Here is a 20,487-nt window from a genome sequence, read left to right on the forward strand (position 1 = left end):
GGCCCCCCCCCCGGGTTGCCCTTGGGCGGGTGGGGCGTACGCCCGGCCCCGGGGCCGGCCTTCCGCCCGGTCCCTACTTCCCGATACAGAAGCTGCCGAAGATCTTGCCCAGCAGATCGTCCGCGGTCATGGCACCGGTGATCTCACCCAGGGTGTCCTGGGCGGCGCGAAGGTCTTCCGCCAGCAGCTCGCCGGCACCGTAACCGGCCAGTTGCTGTTGGCCCTGATCCAGCAGGTCACGGGCCTTCTCCAGAGCGTCCAGATGGCGCCGCCTTGCCAGGAAGCCGCCCTCGGTGGAGCTGGCGTATCCCATACACTGCTTGAGGTGCTCCCGCAGGGTCTCCAGGCCATCGGCGGAACGGGCCGCCAGACGGATGACCGGCGCCTGGGTATTGGAACCGGGCGAGAGCCCGACGCTTTCACCGGACAGGTCCACCTTGTTGCGGATCACCGTCACCGGCGCCGAGGCCGGCAGTTGGTCGATGAAATCCGGCCAGATGGCGTGGGGCTCGGTCTCGGTGGTGGTGGTGGCGTCCACCATCAGCAGGATGCGGTCGGCCTGGCGGATCTCCTCCCAGGCCCGGGCGATGCCGATCCGCTCCACCTCGTCCGGGCTGTCCCGCAGACCCGCGGTGTCGATGATGTGCAGCGGCATGCCGTCGATCTGGATATGCTCCCGCAGTACGTCCCGGGTGGTGCCCTCGATGGCGGTGACAATGGCCGCTTCCCGGCCGGCCAGGGCATTGAGCAGGCTGGACTTGCCGGCGTTGGGCCTGCCGGCAATCACCACCCGCATGCCGTCCCGCAGGATGCTGCCCTGCTGGGCTTCGGTCAGAATGGTAGCCAGGTCTGAGCGCAGGGCTTGCAGATCCGCCGCCACCTTGCCGTCGGCGAGAAAATCGATCTCCTCCTCCGGAAAATCGATGGCCGCCTCCACATAGATCCGCAGGTTGGTCAGCCCCGCCACCAACTCATCGATGCGGCGGGAGAAGGCCCCCTGCAGGGAGCGCACCGCGCAGCGGGCGGCCTGCTCGGAGCTGCTTTCGATGAGGTCGGCGATGGCCTCGGCCTGGGCCAGGTCGAGCTTGTCGTTGAGAAAGGCCCGCTCGGAGAATTCCCCGGGCCGGGCCAAGCGCGCGCCGAGGGCGCAGACACTGCGCAGCAGCATGTCCAGGATGACGGTGCCACCATGACCCTGGAGCTCGAACACGTCCTCGCCGGTAAAGGAATGGGGGTTTAGGAAGAACAGGCCGATACCCTCGTCCAGGACCTCGCCGCCCGGGTCGTGGAAAGCCCCGAAGTGGGCGTAGCGGGGTTTGGGGCGGAAACCCAGGATCCGTTCGGCGATGGCGCCGGCGCCCGGGCCCGATACCCGCACGATGCCCACGCCGGCCTGGCCCGGGGCGGTGGCGACAGCGGCTATGGTATCGGTGGGCTGGGTCATGACGTCAGGGGCCTCAAATAGCTACGCATAAAAAAGGGCTCCGATAGGAGCCCTTGTGTCAGTCGGCGATCGGATCAGTACTTGCGACCGGCGGTTTCCGCTTCGATCTTGCGGGTAATGTACCACTGCTGGGCAATGGACAGAATGTTGTTGGTCAGCCAGTAGAGCACCAGACCGGCCGGGAACCACAGGAAGAAGACGGTAAAGATGATGGGCATCATCTTCATTACCTTGGCCTGCATCGGATCCGGCGGTGTCGGGTTGAGGCTCATCTGGATGAACATGGAGATGCCCATGAGGATCGGCAGGATGAAGTAGGGGTCCATCACCGACAGATCCTGGATCCAGAGCATGAAGGGCGCATGACGCAGCTGCACGCTCTCGAACAGTACCCAGTACAGGGCGATGAACACCGGCATCTGCACCAGGATCGGCAGACAGCCACCCAGCGGGTTGATCTTTTCCTTCTTGTACAGCGCCATCATTTCCTGGGACATGCGCTGGCGGTCGTCGCCGTAGAGTTCACGCAGCCGGGTCAGGTGCGGCGCCACCGCCCGCATCCGGGCCATGGAACGGTAGCTGGTGGCGGACAGCTTGAAGAACACCGCCTTGACCAGGACCGTCAGCAGGATGATGGCCACGCCCCAGTTGCCGACGATGCCGTGGAACCAGTCCAGGATCAGGAACAGCGGCAGGGCGATGAAGAACAGGAAGCCGAAGTCAACGGTGCGATCCAGGTTGGGGGCGATGTCCTCCAGGCGCTCGATGATCTTCGGGCCGACGTAGGCGCGGGCACCGGTCTCCACGGTCTGGCCGGGCTCCACCACGGTGGCGGGGCTGACAAAACCCATCACGAACAGATTGCCGCGACGGTTGGTCTGGTACTGGTGGGCCTGCTCTGCCGGTGGCACCCAGGCGGTCAGGAAGTAATGCTGCAGGAATGCGATCCAGCCGTTATTGGCGGTGACCTTGATGGGATTCTCCCGCATATCGTCAAAATCGAACTTCTCGTAGGGATCTTCCGGGGTGCTCAGCACCATGCCCAGGAACGACTGGATACCCATGGAGTTCTGGGCCGTGGGATCGCCACTCTGGTCACGGACGATCTTGCCGGTGAAATTGCCCTGCCAGGTGCTGTCTGACTGGTTGTCGATCAGGTAGCGGACGTCGATCTGGTAGCTGTCGCGGCTCAGCAGGTAGCGCTTGGTGACGATGACGCCGGTGTCGCTGGTGAAGGTGAGATCCACCGCCAGGTCGTCCTGGCTGGCATCGAGCACGTAGCTGTCCAGCTCACTGTGGTAGACCGGAGTGGGGCCGTTACGGCTGCTGTCAAAGCCGTCCCGGCCAATCATGCCGCTTTCCAGCATGTAGGTGCGGGTCTGGTTGTTCTGCAGCAGGCGCAGGGGTTCTTCGCTGTCCAGGGTGCGGTCGTGCTTGAGCATGGCCGCTTCCACCACCTGGCCGCCGACCCGGTCGATTTTCAGCTGCAGCACGTCGGTGGTTACGGTGATGAACTGGTTGTCCACCGCGGCGGTTTGGGCATCGGAATCCGCGACGCTGGGCTGGGTGGCGGCGGCGTCTTCCGGAGTGGAGAATTCGTCATCGCCTGTTGCCTGTGCCGGGGCCTGGCCGGCATCCTCGGGGGTGCCTTCCATGGTCGGGCTGTCGGCGGCGCTGCGCTGCTCGGTGACCTGGGCCGTCCGGGGCTGGTTGTAGTCCTCGTTCCAGGCCAGGACCATCATGTAACTGACAATGGCCAGACCGGCAAACAATACGATTCGTTGGATGTCCATAGATTCAGTGTGTCGTCTGGTTGGAAGCGGAGTGGGCGTCAGCGTGAGCAAGGGTTTGCTGGCTGCTGGAACAGGCACTTGGGTGGTGGCAGGTTCCCGGTACCGGATCATAACCTCCCGGCGACCAGGGATGACACCGTAAAAGTCGCCTGAGGGTCAGAAACAGACCCTTTAGGGCGCCGTGACGCTCAATGGCGGTGATGGCGTAGGCGGAGCAGGTGGGAAAATGCCGGCAATGGCTCGCCATCATCGGACTGATGGCGTATTGATATATCCGGATGGGTAATACCAGAAGCCTGCGCATTAACCGGTTCCCTTACTGGCGTTCTCAGGTGCCGAGGGGCCACTGGCCTTTCGACGAAGACGCCGCCAGAGTTCATTGAGCATCGGTGCGAGCTCTGCATTGCTGACTGTCGCCAGGCCCTGACGGCTAAGAACGACAATATCCACCGCGGGCAGTTGTTGCTGGTGGCGGAAGGTCTCACGCACCTGGCGTTTCACCCGGTTGCGCTGGACAGCCAGTTTCAGGCTCTTACGGGAAAACACCAGCCCTATCCTGGCATGGCCCAGGCTGTTGGGCGTGGCCAGTATCAGGAAGTGCCGGTGCGGTACCCGGATTGTGACATTCTGAAAGACGCCGCTGTAATCGTTAGGTTTCAGTAACCTGGCGGATTTTGGAAAGCCCAGCGTCTTCACAAAAACTCAGGATCAGGCTGACAGGCGTGCGCGACCCTTGGCACGGCGACGAGACAGGACCTTGCGACCGTTGGCGGTGGCCATACGGGCCCGGAAACCGTGAACGCGCTTACGCTTCAGGACACTGGGTTGAAACGTTCTTTTCATGGTGATGCTCTCAGGTATCGGTAATTGAAATCGGTATTGGCTGCAAAATGAACAGCGAAATAGGAGCGGCATTCTAGACAATGCGCCCGGCGAATTCAATGGGTAAGTGTGGTGTTGCGGTGGATTCACCGGTCCCGGTCAGGGCCGGGATGGGCGACGCATAATCATTGAATCAGGTTCTTTTAAAGTTCTTTAAAGATTTTCTATTACTACTGTTATAGGCACCGTGGTTTTCTGTGGACGGAGCTTAAAACGCGAAGCATTTCATCAGGCTGCAGGAAGCATAAAGCGGTGCAACAGTTGCCCTGAGGGCTGTGTGCAAGTGGCGCGGGGATTGTGGATAAAAGCGTACGACGGGTTGGCACCGAGTTATTCATGGTTTCGCCCAGAGCTTGTTAGGGGGGTTATACCCTGCTGCTGCACAGGGGCCTGTGGGTAACTTTTGGCGGCTTGATTTTCTGTACACAAGCCTGTAGGTAAGTCTGTAATAAACTGAAAAATATAGTTTTTAATTTCCACAGGCTGTTTATTAAGTTGCTTCAGGGCTTTTACTTGGCGGTGGCCAGGAGTAGAATTCTCGCTCACCTTGACCAAGGGGACCGTCGATTTTCGGACCTTGAGGATTTCCCATAGCATCGGAGGCAGGCTGTCGTGCCGCAGAGAATTTGGCATCAATGTCTAGAAGTGCTCAGGGATGAGTTTCCCGCCCAGCAATTCAACACCTGGTTAAGGCCGCTCCAGTCGGATCATCGGGAGGGGCAGCTGATGCTGTTCGCCCCCAACCGCTTTGTCATGGACTGGGTCAACGAGAAGTATCTGCGTCGGATCGAGGAAGTCCTCAAGGACCTGGAAGGCGGTCAGGCCCCGAGGGTCAATATGCGGGTCGGATCCGCACCACGCCAGGAGGTGCTGGTGACGGCTTCGGAGCCGGCGGTGGCCACGGAGCAGCAGGACGATCCGGGCCGGGTCAGTTCCGAGGAACAGGGCGTCGCCGCCAGTGTCAGCGACCGGCATCCGTCCCCTGCGACCGGTACCGACCGCCGGGCCGTCCAGGTGGAGGGTGGCATCAAGCACCAGAGCTTCCTCAATGAGGGCTTTACCTTCGACACCTTCGTGGAAGGCAAGTCCAACCAACTGGCGCGGGCGGCGTCCATGCAGGTGGCGGAGAATCCCGGGGGTGCCTACAACCCGCTGTTCCTCTACGGCGGTGTCGGTCTGGGCAAGACCCATCTCATGCACGCCATTGGCAACGAGATCGTCCGCCGCAATCCCGGCGCGAAGGTGGCGTACCTGCGTTCCGAGCGCTTCGTGGCGGACATGGTCAAGGCCCTGCAGCTCAATGCCATCAACGAATTCAAGCGCTACTACCGGTCGGTGGATGCGCTGCTGATCGACGACATCCAGTTCTTCGCCCGCAAGGAGCGCTCCCAGGAGGAGTTTTTCCATACCTTCAACGCGCTTTTGGAAGGTGGCCAGCAGGTGATCGTCACCTGCGACCGTTTCCCCAAGGAAATCGTCGACATGGAAGAGCGCCTCAAGTCCCGTTTCGGCTGGGGCCTGACGGTGATGGTGGAGCCGCCGGAACTGGAAACACGGGTGGCCATCCTGATGAAGAAGGCTGAACAGGTGAACGTGCGGCTGAGCAGCGAGGCGGCTTTTTTTATTGCCCAGAAAATCCGGTCTAATGTCCGGGAGCTCGAGGGCGCGCTGCGCCTGGTGATAGCGAATGCTCACTTCACCGGATCCGAAATCACCCCGCCGTTCATCCGGGAGAGCCTCAAGGACCTGCTGGCCCTGCACGAAAAGCAGGTCAGTATCGACAATATCCAGCGCACCGTGGCTGAGTACTACAAGATCAAGGTGGCTGACCTGCTGTCCAAGCGCCGCACCCGTACCGTGACCCGTCCCCGCCAGGTGGCCATGGCGCTGTCCAAGGAACTCACCAATCACAGCCTGCCGGAAATCGGCGATGCCTTTGGCGGCCGGGACCATACCACCGTCCTGCACGCCTGCAAGAAAATCGTCGAACTGCAGGAGCAGGACCCGAACATCCGAGAGGATTATCAGAACTTCATGCGGCTGCTGACCACCTGATACCCTGCCGGTGGAACCCGGACCAGCCGATGCCCCTTTAACCATCACAAGAATGCCGAGTGCCATGAAACTGACGATCAGCCGAGAATCCCTGTTAACACCCCTGCAGTCCATCGCCGGTGTGGTGGAACGCAAGCAGACCATGCCGGTGCTCTCCAACGTGTTGCTGGTAGCGGAGGACAACACCCTCACCCTGACCGGCACCAACATGGAGGTGGAGCTGATCGGTCGGGTGACACCGGTGCATGTGGATCAACCCGGGCAAATCACCGTACCGGCCCGCAAACTGGCGGATATCTGCCGGGCCCTGGGGGACGAGTCCCCCATCGAGCTGGCGCTGGAAGGCGACCGTCTGCACCTGCGCTGCGGTGCCAGTCATTTCACGCTCTCCACCCTGCCGGCGGAGCATTTCCCCAACGTCGAGGATGAAGCCGAAAGCTTCAGGCTGGAGCTGCCCCAGGGCGAACTGGGCCAGATGCTGGACGCCACCGCCTTCGCCATGGCCCAGCAGGACGTGCGTTATTACCTCAATGGCCTGCTGCTGGAAGTGGACAAAGACCACGTCCGCACCGTGGCCACCGATGGTCACCGCCTGGCCATGGCCCACCGTGACCTGGCCACCGGCTGCCCCGAGCTGCGCCAGGTGATCGTGCCCCGCAAGGGCGTGCTGGAGCTGGCGCGGCTGCTGGACGACGTCCAGACCCCGGTCACCCTGGTCATCGGTGACAACCACCTGCGGGCCACGGTCGGTTCCTACACCTTTACCTCCAAGCTGATCGAGGGCAAATTCCCGGACTACAACCGGGTGATCCCGCGGGGTGGCGACAAGGTGGTGCTGGCGGACCGGGCCACCCTGAAGAATACCCTGCAGCGGGCCGGTATTCTCTCCCACGAGAACATCCGCGGCGTACGCCTGAATCTGAGCAACAACGAACTCCAGGTATTTGCCAACAACCCGGATCAGGAACAGGCCGAAGACGCGCTGCCGGTGGAGTACCAGGGCGAATCCCTGCAGATCGGTTTTAATGTAGGCTACCTGGTGGATGTGCTGAACGCGCTGGATGACGACCAGGTCAAACTCACCCTGGCCAACCCCAACAGCAGCGCGCTGATCGAAGCGCAGAACGACAGCAGCTGTCTCTACGTGGTCATGCCCATGCGGCTGTAAGGCCGCGACGGCTCACTGCCCCGTCATGGCCACGGGTGCCAGGGGGCCTGAATCAGCAAGCGGCTCGGCCAGGGACAGTCGGACATGAACAGGATACGGAGCAACGTTATGGCTTCAATCACCACGGGCCTCAAGGGCGCTTTTCGAATCGGCCAGACCATGTCGGTTCTGGGCCGCACCGGCGTCAACTGGCTGCGGGGCGACCGTCCGCCGGCTCCCCGCCTGTTACGGCAGACCTTCGAATCCCTGGGGGCCACCTACATCAAGCTGGGCCAGTTCATCGCCAGTTCCCCCACCTTCTTCCCCAAGGACTATGTGGAGGAGTTCCAGTATTGCCTGGACCGGACGCCGAGCCTGCCGTTCGGCGTGATGAAAAGGATCATCCGGGAGGAGCTGGGCCGGCCCATCGAGGATGTCTACGCCGAGATCGATCCGGTGCCGCTGGCCTCCGCCTCCATCGCCCAGGTCCACGCCGCGAAACTGCACAACGGCGAGGACGTGGTGATCAAGATCCAGAAGCCCGGGGTGGAGACCATCCTGCTGACGGATCTGAATTTCCTCTATCTCTCCGCACGCATTCTGGAGACCCTGGCACCGAAGCTGTCCTGGACCTCGCTGTCCGGCATCGTGGAGGAGATCCAGCGCACCATGATGGAGGAGTGTGACTTCATCAAGGAAGCCAACAACCTGAAGGTGTTCCGGGAATTCCTGCAGGACACCCATAATGAAGACGCCACGGTACCGCGGGTGTTCGAGCACTGCAGCACCCGCCGGATTCTCACCATGGAGCGCTTCCACGGGGTGCCCCTGACGGACCTGGAGAGCATCCGCGGTTACGCCCGGGATCCGGAGCGTACCCTGATTACCGCCATGAACACCTGGTTTGCGAGTCTGACCCAGTGCGAGTTCTTTCACGCCGACGTGCACGCAGGCAACCTGATGGTGCTCAGGGACGGTCGTGTGGGCTTCATCGACTTTGGCATTGTCGGGCGGATCCGACCGGACACCTGGCAGGCGGTGTCGGATTTCATTTCGGCGGTGATGGTCGGCAATTTCGAGGGTATGGCGGACGCCATGATCCGCATCGGCATCACCCGCGAGTCGGTGGATGTGAACGAGCTGGCCGGCGATCTTCGTCGGCTCTATCAGCAGATGGACCGGATGGTACCGGATCATGTGCCCTACCAGGCGGACCAGGCCGAGGATGACGTCAACAACATCCTGATGGATATGGTGCGCATTGGCGAGGGTCATGGCCTTCACTTCCCCCGCGAGTTTGCCCTGCTGCTCAAGCAGTTCCTCTATTTTGACCGTTATGTCCATATCCTGGCACCGGAGATGGATGTGTTCATGGATGAACGGCTGAACATGCTGCATTGAGGCCGGCGGCCGGCGTCCAGGATGAGATGGTCGCCATCGCTGCCCGGCTTTTGTAAACTGAACGGCGTCGTGGCGTGGAGCCCCGGCGCTGTTTTTTATTCCGGTCTGAGATCCCCTCCTCTATGGCGCTGGTCAAGCTGCAAGCGGAAAACTTCCGAAACCTCGATAGCGCCCCGGTCAGTTTCTCCCCTTCCATGAATCTTCTGTACGGCGAGAACGGCAGCGGTAAAACCAGTTTCCTGGAAGCTATTGGCTACCTGGGCTTGGGCCGCTCTTTCCGGGTCAACCGACACCAGGCGGTCTGTCGTCACGGTGCCGAGCGTTTTGTGGTGTTTGGCGGGCTCGATGAAGGTCTGCTGAAGGAGCGGCCCGGTGAAGGGGCCGGCCAGGGTCAGCGTGCTTCCGAAACCCTTGTCCACCGCCTGGGTATCTCCCGTGACGTTTCCGCCAAGGAAACTCTGCTCAAGGTGGACGGCGAGGCGGTGCGGAGTCTGTCGTCACTGGCCCGTCACCTGCCGGTGTCGGTGATTGACCCCGGCGTATTCGACATAGTGGCCGGTGGGCCGGGTAAGCGCCGGCAGTTTCTGGACTGGGCAGTGTTCCACGTGGAACCTTCTTTTGCCACTACCTGGCAACAGTGCCAAAGAGTCACATCACAGCGGAATCAGACGCTGAGAAATGGTAGAATGGATGCTTCCCTGATGCGGGTCTGGGACAGCCAGTACGCCACCCTGGCCGGTCAGGTGACGCAGGCGCGCAAGGCCGCGTTCGAGCTCTTCCGGCAGGCTTTTGACAGTCTGGTGGAGGAAGTGGAGGCGCCCTGGGTCCACGGCATGAAGCTGGATTTCTATCCCGGCTGGGATACGTCCCGTTCTCTGGTCGACATCCTGGAAAGCCACCGTGAGCAGGAGCTGCGGATGGGCCATACGCTCTATGGCCCGAACCGTGCCGATCTCCGCCTGCGGATTCAGGGCCGGCCTGTGGCGGAAACCTTTTCCCGGGGCCAGCAGAAAACCCTGGTGATCCTGATGAAGATCGCCCAGGGCATTGTGCTCAGCCAATTGGGCAAGCAGGTCACTTTCCTGCTGGATGATATCAATGCGGAGCTGGATGCCGAGCATCGTTCGATGCTTGCGGAGAAGCTTCGCCAACTTCGGTGTCAGGTATTCATGACATCGATCGAGAGACCACAGCCGGAATTGCTGTGGCCAAAGACACTACCGGAATTCAGAGTGTTCCACGTGGAACATGGCGGGTTGACGGAAGAATGATCAGCGCTTCAGGAGCGTCCGAATGACAACATCGACTTATAACTCCTCCAGTATCAAAGTCCTCAAAGGCCTCGATGCGGTGCGCAAGCGGCCGGGCATGTACATTGGTGACACCGATGACGGCACCGGCCTGCACCACATGGTGTTCGAGCTGGTGGATAACTCCATCGATGAGGCGCTGGCTGGCCACTGCTCGGAGATCGGTGTGGTCATTCATCCCGACGAGTCCGTGACGGTTCGGGACAACGGCCGCGGTATTCCCGTGGACCTCCACGAAGAAGAAGGCGTCTCGGCGGCGGAAGTGATCATGACCGTGCTTCACGCCGGCGGCAAGTTCGACGACAACAGCTACAAGGTGTCGGGCGGTCTCCACGGCGTCGGTGTTTCCGTGGTCAATGCCCTGTCCTCCCGGCTCAAGCTCACCATCCGCCGGGACAACAAGGTGTATGAGCAGACCTACACCCACGGTGTGCCCAACCAGCCCCTGGCGGAAGTGGGCGACACCGACCGCAGTGGCACCGATGTGCACTTCATCCCGTCGCCGGAAACCTTTACCCAGATCGAATTCCACTACGACATCCTGGCCCGCCGTCTGCGGGAGCTGGCCTTCCTCAACAGCGGTGTACGCATCCGCCTTCAGGACGAGCGCAGCGGCAAGGAAGAGGTCTTCGAGTACGAGGGCGGTCTGAGGGCATTTGTTGAGCATCTGAACACCAACAAGACGCCTATCAACCGGGTGTTCCACTTCATCAAGGAACGGGAAGACGGCATCACGGTGGAAATCGCCATGCAGTGGAACGACGCCTTCCAGGAGAACCTCTACTGCTTTACCAATAACATCCCCCAGCGGGACGGTGGTACTCACCTGGCCGGTTTCCGGGCTGCCCTGACCCGTTCCCTGAACAACTACATCGAGAGCGAGGGCCTGGGTAAAAAGGCCAAGGTCAGTACCTCCGGTGACGACGCCCGGGAAGGCCTGACCGCCATCGTCAGTGTCAAGGTGCCGGATCCGAAGTTCTCCTCCCAGACCAAGGACAAGCTGGTCTCCTCCGAGGTCAAGACCGCGGTGGAACAGGAGCTCTACCAATCCTTTGCGGACTTCCTGCAGGAGCAGCCCAACGAGGCCAAACTGATCGTCAACAAGATGATCGAGGCGGCACGCGCCCGGGAAGCGGCCCGCAAGGCCCGCGACATGACCCGCCGCAAGGGCGCCCTGGACATTGCCGGCCTGCCGGGCAAACTGGCGGACTGCCAGGAAAAGGACCCCGCCCTGTCGGAACTGTTCATCGTGGAGGGTGACTCCGCCGGCGGCAGCGCCAAGCAGGGTCGCGAGCGTCGCACCCAGGCGATCCTGCCCCTGAAGGGCAAGATCCTCAACGTGGAGAAAGCCCGTTTCGACAAGATGCTGTCCTCCGCCGAAGTGGGCACCCTGATCACCGCGCTGGGCTGCGGCATCGGCCGGGAAGAGTTCAATCCGGAAAAGCTGCGGTATCACTCCATCATCATCATGACCGATGCCGACGTGGATGGCTCCCATATCCGCACCCTGCTGCTCACCTTCCTGTTCCGCCAGATGCGGGAAATCATCGAGCGTGGCCACGTGTTCATCGCCATGCCGCCGCTGTATAAGGTCAAGCGCGGCAAGCAGGAGCAATACCTGAAGGATGAAAAGGCCAAGGAAGCCTACCTGACCCAGACCGCCCTGGAAGGCGCCCAGCTCTACGTCAATCCCGAGGCTCCGGCCATCAAGGACTCGGCGCTGGAGACCATGGTCAAGGATTACCAGGCGGTGATGGCCATGATCGACCGGCTGTCACGGGCCTATCCCGCCAAGGTCCTGGAACAGATGCTCAGGAACAGCACCCTGAAGCGGGAAGACCTGACCAATGAGGAAGTCGTGGCACGCTGGGTGGCGCGCCTGGGTGAAGGCCTGGACCTGGATACCCGTACCGGCACCAAGTACACCTTCTCGGTGCACAAGGATACCGAGCGCAATCTCTACCTGCCCAAGGTGGTGATCTACGTGCATGGCATTCCCCATACCCACGTGTTCAGCCACGATTTCTTCGAGTCCTCGTCCTACGCTGCCATTGCCAGGCTGGGTGAAACCCTGGACGGCCTGATCGAGGACGGCGCCTATGTGCAGAGGGGTGAGCGCAAGCAGACCATCCTGACCTTCGCCGGTGCCCTGGACTGGCTGATGAAAGAGGCATCCCGTGGCCTCAACATCCAGCGCTACAAGGGCCTTGGTGAGATGAATCCGGAGCAGTTGTGGGAAACCACCATGGATCCGGAGACCCGTCGCATGATGAAGGTGACCATCGAGGACGCCTTCGCCGCCGACCAGATCTTCACCACCCTGATGGGGGACGATGTGGAACCCCGCCGGGCGTTCATCCAGACCAACGCCCTGCAGGTCACCAACCTGGACGTGTGATCGCCGGTGATAACCACAAAAAAAGCGGCCAGGTGGCCGCTTTTTTTATATCTTTCAATAACTTGATCGTGATTGAAGGCGGATTTTGTGCCTCGCCTCAGGACCGCTCGTCGCCGGTCTTGGGCTGGGGCTGCACCTGGGGCGAGAGTACCTCGTCCAGGGTGTAGCCGGTCAGGCGCCGGATCGACCGCCACAAGTAATAGAAGATGGCGATCATCATCACCATCGAGGGTATGGCGATCATCGGATAACTCACCAGGGTCATCTGGCCCAGTTCCTCGTTGAAGGCCGGGGTGCCGGAGGGGCTGGTCACGATCCACTTGGCGAGTATGTAGTTCATCACCGAGGAGAACAGGAAGGTACCGGCGAAGAAGTAGCTGGCTTTCAGCAGCCGGGCCTCGAACACCTGCTCGTTGCCCTTCTCTTCCAACCTGCTCTGGATCTTGTCCACGTCCAGCACCGCCGGGTTGTACAGCAGCGTCCGTACCAGCGGGTACTTGGTGCGGGTGGATATCAGCACCGCCAGGCCGATGATGGCGGGAATGGCGGCCTCCTTGATGGCCAGCCACTTGGCGTCCAGGGCCAGCAGGCCGATGCCGCCGGTGAGGCCGACGCTGATCACCCCCAACACCGCGATGAAGTTGTACTTGCGATAGCGCACCAGCTCCCACAGACCCCAGCCCAGCGGAAACGCCAAACCGATGATCAGCGCCCAGGTTGCGCCCAGGTAGGCATCATCACTGAGTTTCATCAGGATGACGGAGGGGATGATGATGCTGATCAGCAGATCCACCCAGGGTCTGGGTTTATGGCTGGCCTGCTGGGGGCTGGAATCGGACATAGATAACCTGTATTCGGGGACGGACCACCCTCCATGGAGGGCGCCGCCGGGGATGGACGGTCTGGCCAGTATACGACGATTTCCGGGGCCATCGAAACGCGCGGACGATCATCGCGGACTGACTAAGACAGCAGCTCCCCTGCCCGGTTCCCCTAGCCGCCGGCCAGCACCAGGCCGCTGGCCCAGTGGATCACCGGCGTGGGATACAGTCCCAACACCAGCACCAGTACCGCCAGGCCAATGAGTACCAGACCGCCGGCGCGGGTGGCCCAGTCGTTGGTGGCATCCCGCCGGCGCATGCCCGGCTCCACCAGGTAAAGGATCACCATCACCCGCAGGTAATAGAACAGGCCGATGGCGCTGCCCAGGATCAGGGCCCCCAGCAGCCACCAGCGCCCCGACTCCACCGCCAGCGCCACAATGTAGAACTTGCCGATGAAGCCGGCGGTGAAGGGAATCCCCGCCAGCGACAGCAGGCTCACCGTCAGCACGGCCGCCAGGTAGGGCCGGCGCCAGAACAGGCCCCGGTAGTGGTGCAGCGCGCTGGCGTCGTCGCCACTGTAGGGGCTGGACACCAGGGTGACCACACCAAAGGCGGCCAGGGTCGCCACAAGGTAAGTCACCAGGTAAACCGCGGTGGTTTCCACCGCCAGCTCGCTGGTCACCACCAGCGCCACCAGCAGGTAGCCAAAATGGGCGATGGAGGAATAGCCCAGCAGCCGTTTCAGGTTCGGCTGCTGCAGGGCCAGCAGGTTACCCGCCAGCATGGTGATCCACGCCAACACCGCCAGCAGACCGCTGAGCCAGTGGGCCTGGAAGGCCGGCGCCAGTTCCAGCAGGCGCAGCAGCACCAGGAACACCGCCAGCTTGCTGACCGAGGCCAGCAGGATGGTGGCGGGCCCGGGACTGCCCTCGTAGACATCCGGGGTCCAGAGGTGGAAGGGCACGATGGACAGCTTGAAACCCAGTCCCACCAGCATCATTACCGCCCCGGCCAGGCCCACCGGATGGGCGGGGTCGAATCCCGCCGCCAGCCCGGCCAGGTCCAGATGGCCGCTCTGGGCGTAGAGCAGCGCCATGCCAAACAGCAGGAAGGCGGTGCCGGCGGCGGACAGCACCAGGTACTTGATACCGGCCTCCAGCGCGCGCTGCTGCCGGAAGCTGTAGGCCAGCATGCCGTAGAGCGGCATCGACATCAGCTCCAGGCCGAAGAAGAGCGTGGCGAGGTGGGTGCTGGCAATCAGCACCATGGCTCCGGCGGCGGCCGTCAGCATCAGCAGGTAGAACTCCTCCCGGGGCCCCGGGTAGCCGCTCAGATAGGCGTGGGCGATGGTGCCACAGGCCAGGCTCGACACCAGTACCAGCACCGCGCCGAACAGGGTGACGCCGTCGATCACCAGCAGTGGCGTGGTCACCACCCCCAGGGTGGCCACCAGGGGCACGGACACCAGCGCCAGATTGAGGCCGGCCACCGTCACCACCGCGGTGGCGGTGTGACGGCGTTGCCAGGCAATGCCCAGCATGACCACCACCGCCGTGGCTGCCACCAGAATGACCGGGGCCAGGGCCATCAGATCCTGCAGGCCGAGCGTGTTGGGGGTCATGGCGCCTCCCCTGCCAGCAGGCCGCCGACTTCACCAACGCCGGTGGGTACGAGCTGACCCAGCTGGGCCATCAGCGAGGCGGTGGTATCCAGTAACGGCTGGGGATACAGCCCGAACCAGAGCACCAGCACCAGGATGGTCAGCATCATGCCGTACTCGCGCCGGTCCAGACCGCCCAGCGGGGTGTCCTCCCGTGCCGGTCCGAAATGCACCCGCTGCATCAGCATCAACGAGTAGATGGCCGCCAGCACCAGCCCGCTGCAGGCCAGCACCACCACCCGTGGTGCCACCGGGAAGGTACCGAACAGGATCATGAATTCACCGATGAAATTGGCGGTACCGGGCATCCCCAGCGAGGCCACCACGAAGCACAGGGTAAACCCCGGCAGGCTGCGCAACCGGCCCCAAAGTCCGCCCATCCGGCTCATGTCCCGGGTCTGCAGGCGCTCGTAGATCTGGCCGCTGAGAATGAACAGGCCGGCACTGGAGAAGGCATGGGCCACCATCAGCACCACTGCCCCCTGCAGCGCCAGGGTGGAGCCCGAGTAGATGGCAATCAGTACGAAGCCCATGTGGGAGATACTGGTGTAGGCAATCAGCCGCTTGATGTCCCGTTGACCACAGGCCAGCACTGCGCCGTAGATGATGCCCACCACCCCCAGGGTCATGGCCACCGGCGCAAACTCCGCCGACGCCTCCGGAAAGAACGGCAGCGCAAACCGCAGCATGCCGTAGGCCGCGGTCTTCAGCAGGATGCCCGCCAGGTCGACGCTGCCGGCGGTGGGGGCCTGGGCGTGGGCGTCCGGCAGCCAGCCATGGAAAGGCACAACCGGCAGCTTTACTGCAAAGGCGATGAAGAAGCCCAGCATCAGCCACCAAGCCGCGGTTGGGGACAGCTCCCCCTGGCGCAGGACATCGTAGCCGAAGGAGTAGACCCCAGTCTGACTGTGGTGGATGAACACCAGTGCCAGGATGGCCGCCAGCATCAGCAGGCCACTGGCCTGGGTGTAGATGAAGAACTTGGTGGCGGCGCGGATGCGGGTACGGCCTTCCGAACCACTGTGGCCCCAGAGCGCGATCAGGAAATACATCGGCACCAGCATCATTTCCCAGAACAGGAAGAACAGGAACAGGTCGATGGCCAGGAAGACCCCGACCACGCCGCCCAGGATCCACAGCAGGTTGAGGTGGAAAAAGCCCACCCGCTCGCCGATCTCGCGCCAGGAGCAGAGCACCGCCAGCGCGCCCAGGAAGCCGGTAAGGCCGATCAGCACCAGCGACAGCCCATCCACCGCCAGGTGGATACTGATGCCGAAACGGGGGATCCAGGGCACCTGCCACTGCAGCGCCCACTGGCTGACCCCGGCCATGGCGTCGGCTTCGCTGTAGCTGAAGTCGGCGGTGCCCCAGAGCACGAGGCTGATCGCCAGCACGAACAGCATGGTGGCCAGGGCGATCCAGCGCGGTACCGCCTCGCCCCAACGATCGGCCTGCCAGCACAGCAGCCCGCCCACGAACGGAATCAGGATCAACCACATCAGGATCATGGCCGGCCCCCCGTTGCCAGCAGCAGGCTGGCGAGGATCAGCACCGCACCCAGTGCCATGGCGCTGGCGTAGAACCGCAGCCGGCCGGTCTGGCTGCGGGTCAGCCCGGCGTTGAGCAGACCGGCGATGGCGGCAATCAATAGCAGGATCCGGTCGATGATGTCGTTGCGCAGCCAGCGCACCAGGGTGCGGTAGGGCTGCACCAGCAGGCGGTCAAACAGTCCATCGAAGCGCCAGGCGTGATGCCAGAACGACCAGAGCCAGGCGCCGGAGCCATCCCGGACCAGGGCCGTCAGCCAGGCGCGCCGGGTCAAAAACAGCCAGGCGGCAACACCCAGGCTGATCAGCACCAGCAGGCTGGCGCCCCAGGCCAGCACGCCGTGGCCGGTGGTGTCGCCTGCCCCGGGCCCGGGTGGCAGGGTTCCGCTCAGGCGGGGGTAGAGCCAGGCCCCGATGGCGGTAGACAGCACCGCCAGCACCAGCAGCGGCAGGTTGTGGGCCAGGCCGCTGCCGGCGCGGCTGTCCCTTGCATGGTCACTGCCGGGCTCGCCATGGAAGGTACCGACAATCAGCCGGACGGTGTAGAAGGCGGTCAGTACCGCCCCCAGCAGGCCCGCGGCCAGCAGCCATGGCCGGTCCGCCGCCAGCGCCTGCCAGAGGATCTCGTCCTTGCTGTAGAAACCTGCGCTGACCAGCGGTAAGGCCACCAGCGCGGCGCCGCCCACCAGGAAACTCAGATAGGCCAGCGGCAACCGTCGCCTCAGGCCACCCAGGCGGGCCATATCCTGTTCGTGGTGGCAGCTGACGATGACGGCGCCCGCCGCCAGGAACAGCAGGGCCTTGAAGAAGGCATGGGTGACCAGGTGGAATACCGCGGAATCGAAGGCCCCCACCCCCAGCGCCAGGAACATGTAGCCGATCTGGCTCATGGTGGAATAGGCCAGCACCCGCTTGATGTCGGTCTGGGCCAGGGCGGCGAAGGCAGCGATCAGCAGGGTGACGGCGCCAATCACCGCCACCAGCAGCAGTATGTCCGGTGCCAGCAGGAACAGGCCGTGCAGCCGGGCGATCAGGTAGACCCCGGCGGTGACCATGGTGGCGGCATGGATCAGTGCCGATACCGGGGTGGGGCCGGCCATGGCATCCGGCAGCCAGGTGTGCAGCGGCACCTGGGCGGACTTGCCCAGGGCGCCACCGAGAATCAGCAGCGCCGCCAGCTCCGCCGCCAGGCTGCCCTCGGCCCAGACCTGGGGTGCTCGGATGAGGGTCTCGCTGATATCCAGTGTGCCCATGGCCTGGAACAGCAGGAACAGACCCAGGGCCAGGAACACGTCGCCGATCCGGGTCACCAGGAAGGCCTTGAACGCGGCCTGGCCATTGGCGGACTGCTGATAATAGAAACCGATCAGCAGGTAGCTGCACAGGCCCACGCCTTCCCAGCCCAGGAACAGCAGCAGCAGATTGTCTCCCAGCACCAGCAGGAGCATGCTGAACACGAACAGGTTCATGTAGGCGTAGAAGCGGGTGCTGCCCTCGTGCCCCTCCAGGTACCAGGCCGCAAACAGGTGGATGAGAAAGCCGACGCCGGTGATCACCGCCATCATCACCAGCGCCAGACCGTCCACCAGCAGACCCATGGTGGGCTGGAAGCCGCCCACCTGAACCCAGGTCCAGAGTGTCATGGTCCGGGCCTGGCCGTCACCGGCCAGGAAATCGACAATGACCAGCGCGGTCACCAGCGCCGCCAGACCCACCGACGTAACCCCCACCCAGGTGCTTGCGCGCACCCCGAGGCGGCCACCGGACAGGGCCAGCACCAGGGTGCCCGCCAGCGGCAGCAGGAAGGTGAGTGGCAACAACTGGAACATCAAGCGCTCCTCCTTGGCATGGATTCAGCCCCGCATCCTGCTGACAGCATCGATATCGAGGCTCCTGAAACGTTTGTGCAGCTGGATCAGCAGCGCCAGGCCGACGCTGGCCTCGGCCGCCGCCAGGGTGATCACCAGCAGGAACATGGCCTGGCCTTCGGGCTGGCCCCAGGCGGTGCCGGCGACAATGAACGCCAGGCCGGCGGAGTTGAGCATGATTTCCAGGCTCATCAGCACGAACAGCATGTTGCGCCGGAACATCAGGCCGGCCAGGCCCAGGCTGAACAGCACGGCGGCCAGGATCAGGCCGTGGCTCATGGGAATTCCGCTCACCGGCCACCTCCGCTGCCATCCGCCACCCGGCCCACGTGAGACGCGGTCACCAGTGCCGCCAGCAACAGCAGCGCCGCCAGCTCCACCACCACCAGCCAGGGCCCGAACAGGGTGATGGCCACCGCCTTGGCGGTCAGCAGTTCACCGCTGATGATGCGGCCGGCGTCAGCGCCGGTCAGGCCGGCCAACAGCACCGCCAGCAGCGCCGCCGCCAGGATTGACGGGCCGATCCAGGTGCGGGGTCGCAGCCAGGCCTGTTCCTGCGCCCGGGCCTCCTCCCCCAGGTTGAGCATCATCACCACGAACACGAACAGCACCATGATGGCGCCGGCGTAGATGATGATCTCCAGCACCCCGGCAAAGGGCGCGCCCAGGGCAAAGAACACCATGGCCACCGCCAGCAGCGACACGATCAGGTAGAGCACGGCGTGGGCCGGGCTGGTGCCGGTGATCACCCCCAGGGTGGCCAGCACCGCCACCAGGCCACTGAGATAGAACGCAATTTCCATGGTGGTTGTCCTCCTCGGCCGGTCAGGGCAGCAGCGTCTTGACGTCGATGGGTTCGCGCTCGTTCAGGGCCCTGCCCTTGTCCTTGCCGCCGATGGCCATGCCGGCGACCTTGTAGAAGTGGTAGTCGTGGTCCTTGCCGGGACCGTTGATCAGCAGGTCCTCTTTCTCATAGACCAGCTGCTGGCGGTCGTACTCGCCCATCTCGAAATCCGGGGTGAGCTGGATCGCGGAGGTGGGACAGGCCTCCTCGCACATGCCGCAGAAAATGCAGCGGGAGAAATTGATGCGGAAGAACTCCGGGTACCAGCGGCCATCGTCCTTCTCCCCTTTCTGCAGCGAGATGCAGTCCACCGGACAGGCCACCGCACACAGGTTGCAGGCCACACAGCGCTCCTCGCCGTCCGGATCCCGGGTCAGCACGATGCGGCCCCGATAGCGCGGCGGCAGGTCCAGCGGCTGCTCCGGGTAGTTGACGGTCTCGCGCTTGCGGAAGCTGTGCATGAACACCATGCCCATGGTGCGCAGCTGTGACCAGGTACCGGTTACCAGCCATCGCAGGCCGCCACCGCGGCTTTCGTGTTCCAGTACTCTCTTGTTGGATTCAGTCATGGCGGTCTCCTATCAGCCCGGCACCAGCAGCACCACCGCCCCGGTGACCAGCAGGTTGACCAGGGTCAGGGGCAGGCAGACCTTCCAGCCGAAGCTCATCACACGGTCGTAGCGGGGTCTCGGCAGCGAGGCCCGCAACAGCACGAACAGCAGCAGGAAGGCGCCGGTCTTGAGGGCGAACCAGACAAACGGCGGCAGCCAGGGACCGTGCCAGCCGCCGAAGAAGAGGGTGACGATCAGCGCCGACACCAGCACCATGCCGACGTACTCGCCGATGAAGTACATACCGAATTTCATGCTGGAGTATTCGATGTGGTAGCCGTCCGCCAACTCCTGCTCCGCCTCGGGCTGATCGAAGGGATGGCGGTGGGTGACGGCAATGCCGGCGATCAGGAAGGTACAGAAGCCGAAGAACTGCGGCACGATGAACCACAGGTCTTCCTGGGCATTGACGATGTCCCGCATGTTGAAGGAACCGGTAATGGCCACCACGCCCATCAGTGCCAGGCCCATGAACACCTCGTAGGACAGGGTCTGGGCCGACGCCCGCATGGCGCCGATCAGGGCGTATTTGTTGCCGCTGGCCCAGCCGCCGTAGAGCACCGCGTAGACGTTGATGCCCGCCATGGCGAAGAAGAACAGCAGGCCGATGTGCAGGTCCGCCACGCCCCAGCCGGGAGTGATGGGAATGATGATGAAGGACAGCAGCAGGGACGCCATGGCGATACCCGGCGCCAGCACGAAC

The 20,487-nt window shown here is 63.1% G+C and carries 18 protein-coding genes; 5 read left to right on the forward strand and 13 right to left on the reverse strand.

Annotation, left to right across the window (positions count from 1 at the left end; genetic code table 11):
- Nucleotides 1-73: 73 nt before the first annotated feature.
- The 5 genes from mnmE to rpmH all read right to left on the reverse strand — a co-directional run bounded on the left by mnmE (nucleotide 74) and on the right by rpmH (nucleotide 4,080).
- Nucleotides 74-1,444, reverse strand: coding sequence for a tRNA uridine-5-carboxymethylaminomethyl(34) synthesis GTPase MnmE (gene mnmE / locus R3280_RS10690; protein ID WP_318998596.1), 1,371 nt, complete (start codon nucleotides 1,442-1,444; stop codon nucleotides 74-76).
- Between the two features lie 74 nt (nucleotides 1,445-1,518).
- Nucleotides 1,519-3,237 carry a membrane protein insertase YidC gene (yidC, locus tag R3280_RS10695; protein ID WP_318998597.1) on the reverse strand — a complete coding sequence of 573 codons (1,719 nt, stop codon included), beginning with the start codon at nucleotides 3,235-3,237 and terminating at the stop codon, nucleotides 1,519-1,521.
- 4 nt (nucleotides 3,238-3,241) lie between these two features.
- A complete protein-coding gene (gene yidD / locus R3280_RS10700) occupies nucleotides 3,242-3,541 on the reverse strand; it encodes a membrane protein insertion efficiency factor YidD (RefSeq protein ID WP_318998598.1) in 300 nt (99 codons plus the stop codon).
- Entirely contained in the window at nucleotides 3,541-3,933 is a 393-nt protein-coding gene (rnpA, locus tag R3280_RS10705; RefSeq protein WP_318998599.1) for a ribonuclease P protein component, read from the reverse strand. Before rnpA ends, yidD begins: the two co-directional genes overlap by 1 nt.
- A gap of 12 nt (nucleotides 3,934-3,945) precedes the next feature.
- Nucleotides 3,946-4,080 (reverse strand): 50S ribosomal protein L34, encoded by a 135-nt coding sequence (gene rpmH / locus R3280_RS10710; RefSeq protein WP_008940054.1) that lies wholly within the window; start codon nucleotides 4,078-4,080, stop codon nucleotides 3,946-3,948.
- A gap of 651 nt (nucleotides 4,081-4,731) precedes the next feature.
- Here rpmH and dnaA point away from each other — a divergent pair.
- The 5 genes from dnaA to gyrB all read left to right on the forward strand — a co-directional run bounded on the left by dnaA (nucleotide 4,732) and on the right by gyrB (nucleotide 12,430).
- Nucleotides 4,732-6,174 (forward strand): chromosomal replication initiator protein DnaA, encoded by a 1,443-nt coding sequence (gene dnaA, locus R3280_RS10715; RefSeq protein WP_318998600.1) that lies wholly within the window; start codon nucleotides 4,732-4,734, stop codon nucleotides 6,172-6,174.
- Between the two features lie 64 nt (nucleotides 6,175-6,238).
- A complete protein-coding gene (gene dnaN / locus R3280_RS10720) occupies nucleotides 6,239-7,342 on the forward strand; it encodes a DNA polymerase III subunit beta (protein ID WP_318998601.1) in 1,104 nt (367 codons plus the stop codon).
- A 108-nt stretch (nucleotides 7,343-7,450) separates the two neighbouring features.
- Nucleotides 7,451-8,722 carry an AarF/ABC1/UbiB kinase family protein gene (locus tag R3280_RS10725; protein ID WP_318998602.1) on the forward strand — a complete coding sequence of 424 codons (1,272 nt, stop codon included), beginning with the start codon at nucleotides 7,451-7,453 and terminating at the stop codon, nucleotides 8,720-8,722.
- 122 nt (nucleotides 8,723-8,844) lie between these two features.
- Nucleotides 8,845-9,993: a DNA replication/repair protein RecF gene (recF, locus tag R3280_RS10730; RefSeq protein ID WP_318998603.1), complete on the forward strand. Its 1,149-nt coding sequence runs from the start codon at nucleotides 8,845-8,847 to the stop codon at nucleotides 9,991-9,993.
- 22 nt (nucleotides 9,994-10,015) lie between these two features.
- Nucleotides 10,016-12,430, forward strand: a complete 2,415-nt coding sequence (gene gyrB, locus R3280_RS10735) for a DNA topoisomerase (ATP-hydrolyzing) subunit B (protein ID WP_318998604.1) — start codon at nucleotides 10,016-10,018, stop codon at nucleotides 12,428-12,430.
- Between the two features lie 97 nt (nucleotides 12,431-12,527).
- Here gyrB and R3280_RS10740 read toward each other — a convergent pair whose 3' ends face one another.
- From R3280_RS10740 to nuoH, 8 genes are all read right to left on the reverse strand, one after another.
- Nucleotides 12,528-13,271, reverse strand: coding sequence for a VC0807 family protein (locus R3280_RS10740; protein WP_318998605.1), 744 nt, complete (start codon nucleotides 13,269-13,271; stop codon nucleotides 12,528-12,530).
- A gap of 152 nt (nucleotides 13,272-13,423) precedes the next feature.
- Nucleotides 13,424-14,875, reverse strand: coding sequence for an NADH-quinone oxidoreductase subunit NuoN (nuoN, locus tag R3280_RS10745; RefSeq protein WP_318998606.1), 1,452 nt, complete (start codon nucleotides 14,873-14,875; stop codon nucleotides 13,424-13,426).
- Nucleotides 14,872-16,422: an NADH-quinone oxidoreductase subunit M gene (gene nuoM / locus R3280_RS10750; protein ID WP_318998607.1), complete on the reverse strand. Its 1,551-nt coding sequence runs from the start codon at nucleotides 16,420-16,422 to the stop codon at nucleotides 14,872-14,874. Before nuoM ends, nuoN begins: the two co-directional genes overlap by 4 nt.
- Nucleotides 16,419-18,290, reverse strand: a complete 1,872-nt coding sequence (gene nuoL, locus R3280_RS10755) for an NADH-quinone oxidoreductase subunit L (protein WP_318998608.1) — start codon at nucleotides 18,288-18,290, stop codon at nucleotides 16,419-16,421. Before nuoL ends, nuoM begins: the two co-directional genes overlap by 4 nt.
- 24 nt (nucleotides 18,291-18,314) lie before the next feature.
- Nucleotides 18,315-18,608 carry an NADH-quinone oxidoreductase subunit NuoK gene (nuoK, locus tag R3280_RS10760; RefSeq protein ID WP_413468768.1) on the reverse strand — a complete coding sequence of 98 codons (294 nt, stop codon included), beginning with the start codon at nucleotides 18,606-18,608 and terminating at the stop codon, nucleotides 18,315-18,317.
- A gap of 11 nt (nucleotides 18,609-18,619) precedes the next feature.
- The gene (gene nuoJ / locus R3280_RS10765; protein WP_318998610.1) at nucleotides 18,620-19,132 is read right to left on the reverse strand and encodes an NADH-quinone oxidoreductase subunit J; all 513 of its coding nucleotides are present in this window, start codon (nucleotides 19,130-19,132) and stop codon (nucleotides 18,620-18,622) included.
- A gap of 22 nt (nucleotides 19,133-19,154) precedes the next feature.
- Nucleotides 19,155-19,742: an NADH-quinone oxidoreductase subunit NuoI gene (gene nuoI / locus R3280_RS10770; protein WP_318998611.1), complete on the reverse strand. Its 588-nt coding sequence runs from the start codon at nucleotides 19,740-19,742 to the stop codon at nucleotides 19,155-19,157.
- 12 nt (nucleotides 19,743-19,754) lie between these two features.
- Nucleotides 19,755-20,487, reverse strand: a 733-nt coding sequence (gene nuoH / locus R3280_RS10775; protein WP_318998612.1) for an NADH-quinone oxidoreductase subunit NuoH, incomplete at its 5' end; no start/stop codon positions are given.

Source organism: Marinobacter sp., assembly GCF_033722195.1.
GTDB lineage: Bacteria > Pseudomonadota > Gammaproteobacteria > Pseudomonadales > Oleiphilaceae > Marinobacter.

Bases quoted from the DNA above. Each gene is read 5' to 3' on its own strand.
- R3280_RS10740 (WP_318998605.1), bottom strand. From the start codon at position 13,271: ATGTCCGATTCCAGCCCCCAGCAGGCCAGCCATAAACCCAGACCCTGG.
- gyrB (WP_318998604.1), top strand. From the start codon at position 10,016: ATGACAACATCGACTTATAACTCCTCCAGTATCAAAGTCCTCAAAGGC.
- nuoJ (WP_318998610.1), bottom strand. From the start codon at position 19,132: ATGGAAATTGCGTTCTATCTCAGTGGCCTGGTGGCGGTGCTGGCCACC.
- nuoI (WP_318998611.1), bottom strand. From the start codon at position 19,742: ATGACTGAATCCAACAAGAGAGTACTGGAACACGAAAGCCGCGGTGGC.
- nuoN (WP_318998606.1), bottom strand. From the start codon at position 14,875: ATGACCCCCAACACGCTCGGCCTGCAGGATCTGATGGCCCTGGCCCCG.
- recF (WP_318998603.1), top strand. From the start codon at position 8,845: ATGGCGCTGGTCAAGCTGCAAGCGGAAAACTTCCGAAACCTCGATAGC.
- mnmE (WP_318998596.1), bottom strand. From the start codon at position 1,444: ATGACCCAGCCCACCGATACCATAGCCGCTGTCGCCACCGCCCCGGGC.
- dnaN (WP_318998601.1), top strand. From the start codon at position 6,239: ATGAAACTGACGATCAGCCGAGAATCCCTGTTAACACCCCTGCAGTCC.
- nuoM (WP_318998607.1), bottom strand. From the start codon at position 16,422: ATGATCCTGATGTGGTTGATCCTGATTCCGTTCGTGGGCGGGCTGCTG.
- rpmH (WP_008940054.1), bottom strand. From the start codon at position 4,080: ATGAAAAGAACGTTTCAACCCAGTGTCCTGAAGCGTAAGCGCGTTCAC.
- yidC (WP_318998597.1), bottom strand. From the start codon at position 3,237: ATGGACATCCAACGAATCGTATTGTTTGCCGGTCTGGCCATTGTCAGT.
- nuoK (WP_413468768.1), bottom strand. From the start codon at position 18,608: ATGAGCCACGGCCTGATCCTGGCCGCCGTGCTGTTCAGCCTGGGCCTG.
- R3280_RS10725 (WP_318998602.1), top strand. From the start codon at position 7,451: ATGGCTTCAATCACCACGGGCCTCAAGGGCGCTTTTCGAATCGGCCAG.
- nuoL (WP_318998608.1), bottom strand. From the start codon at position 18,290: ATGTTCCAGTTGTTGCCACTCACCTTCCTGCTGCCGCTGGCGGGCACC.
- yidD (WP_318998598.1), bottom strand. From the start codon at position 3,541: ATGCGCAGGCTTCTGGTATTACCCATCCGGATATATCAATACGCCATC.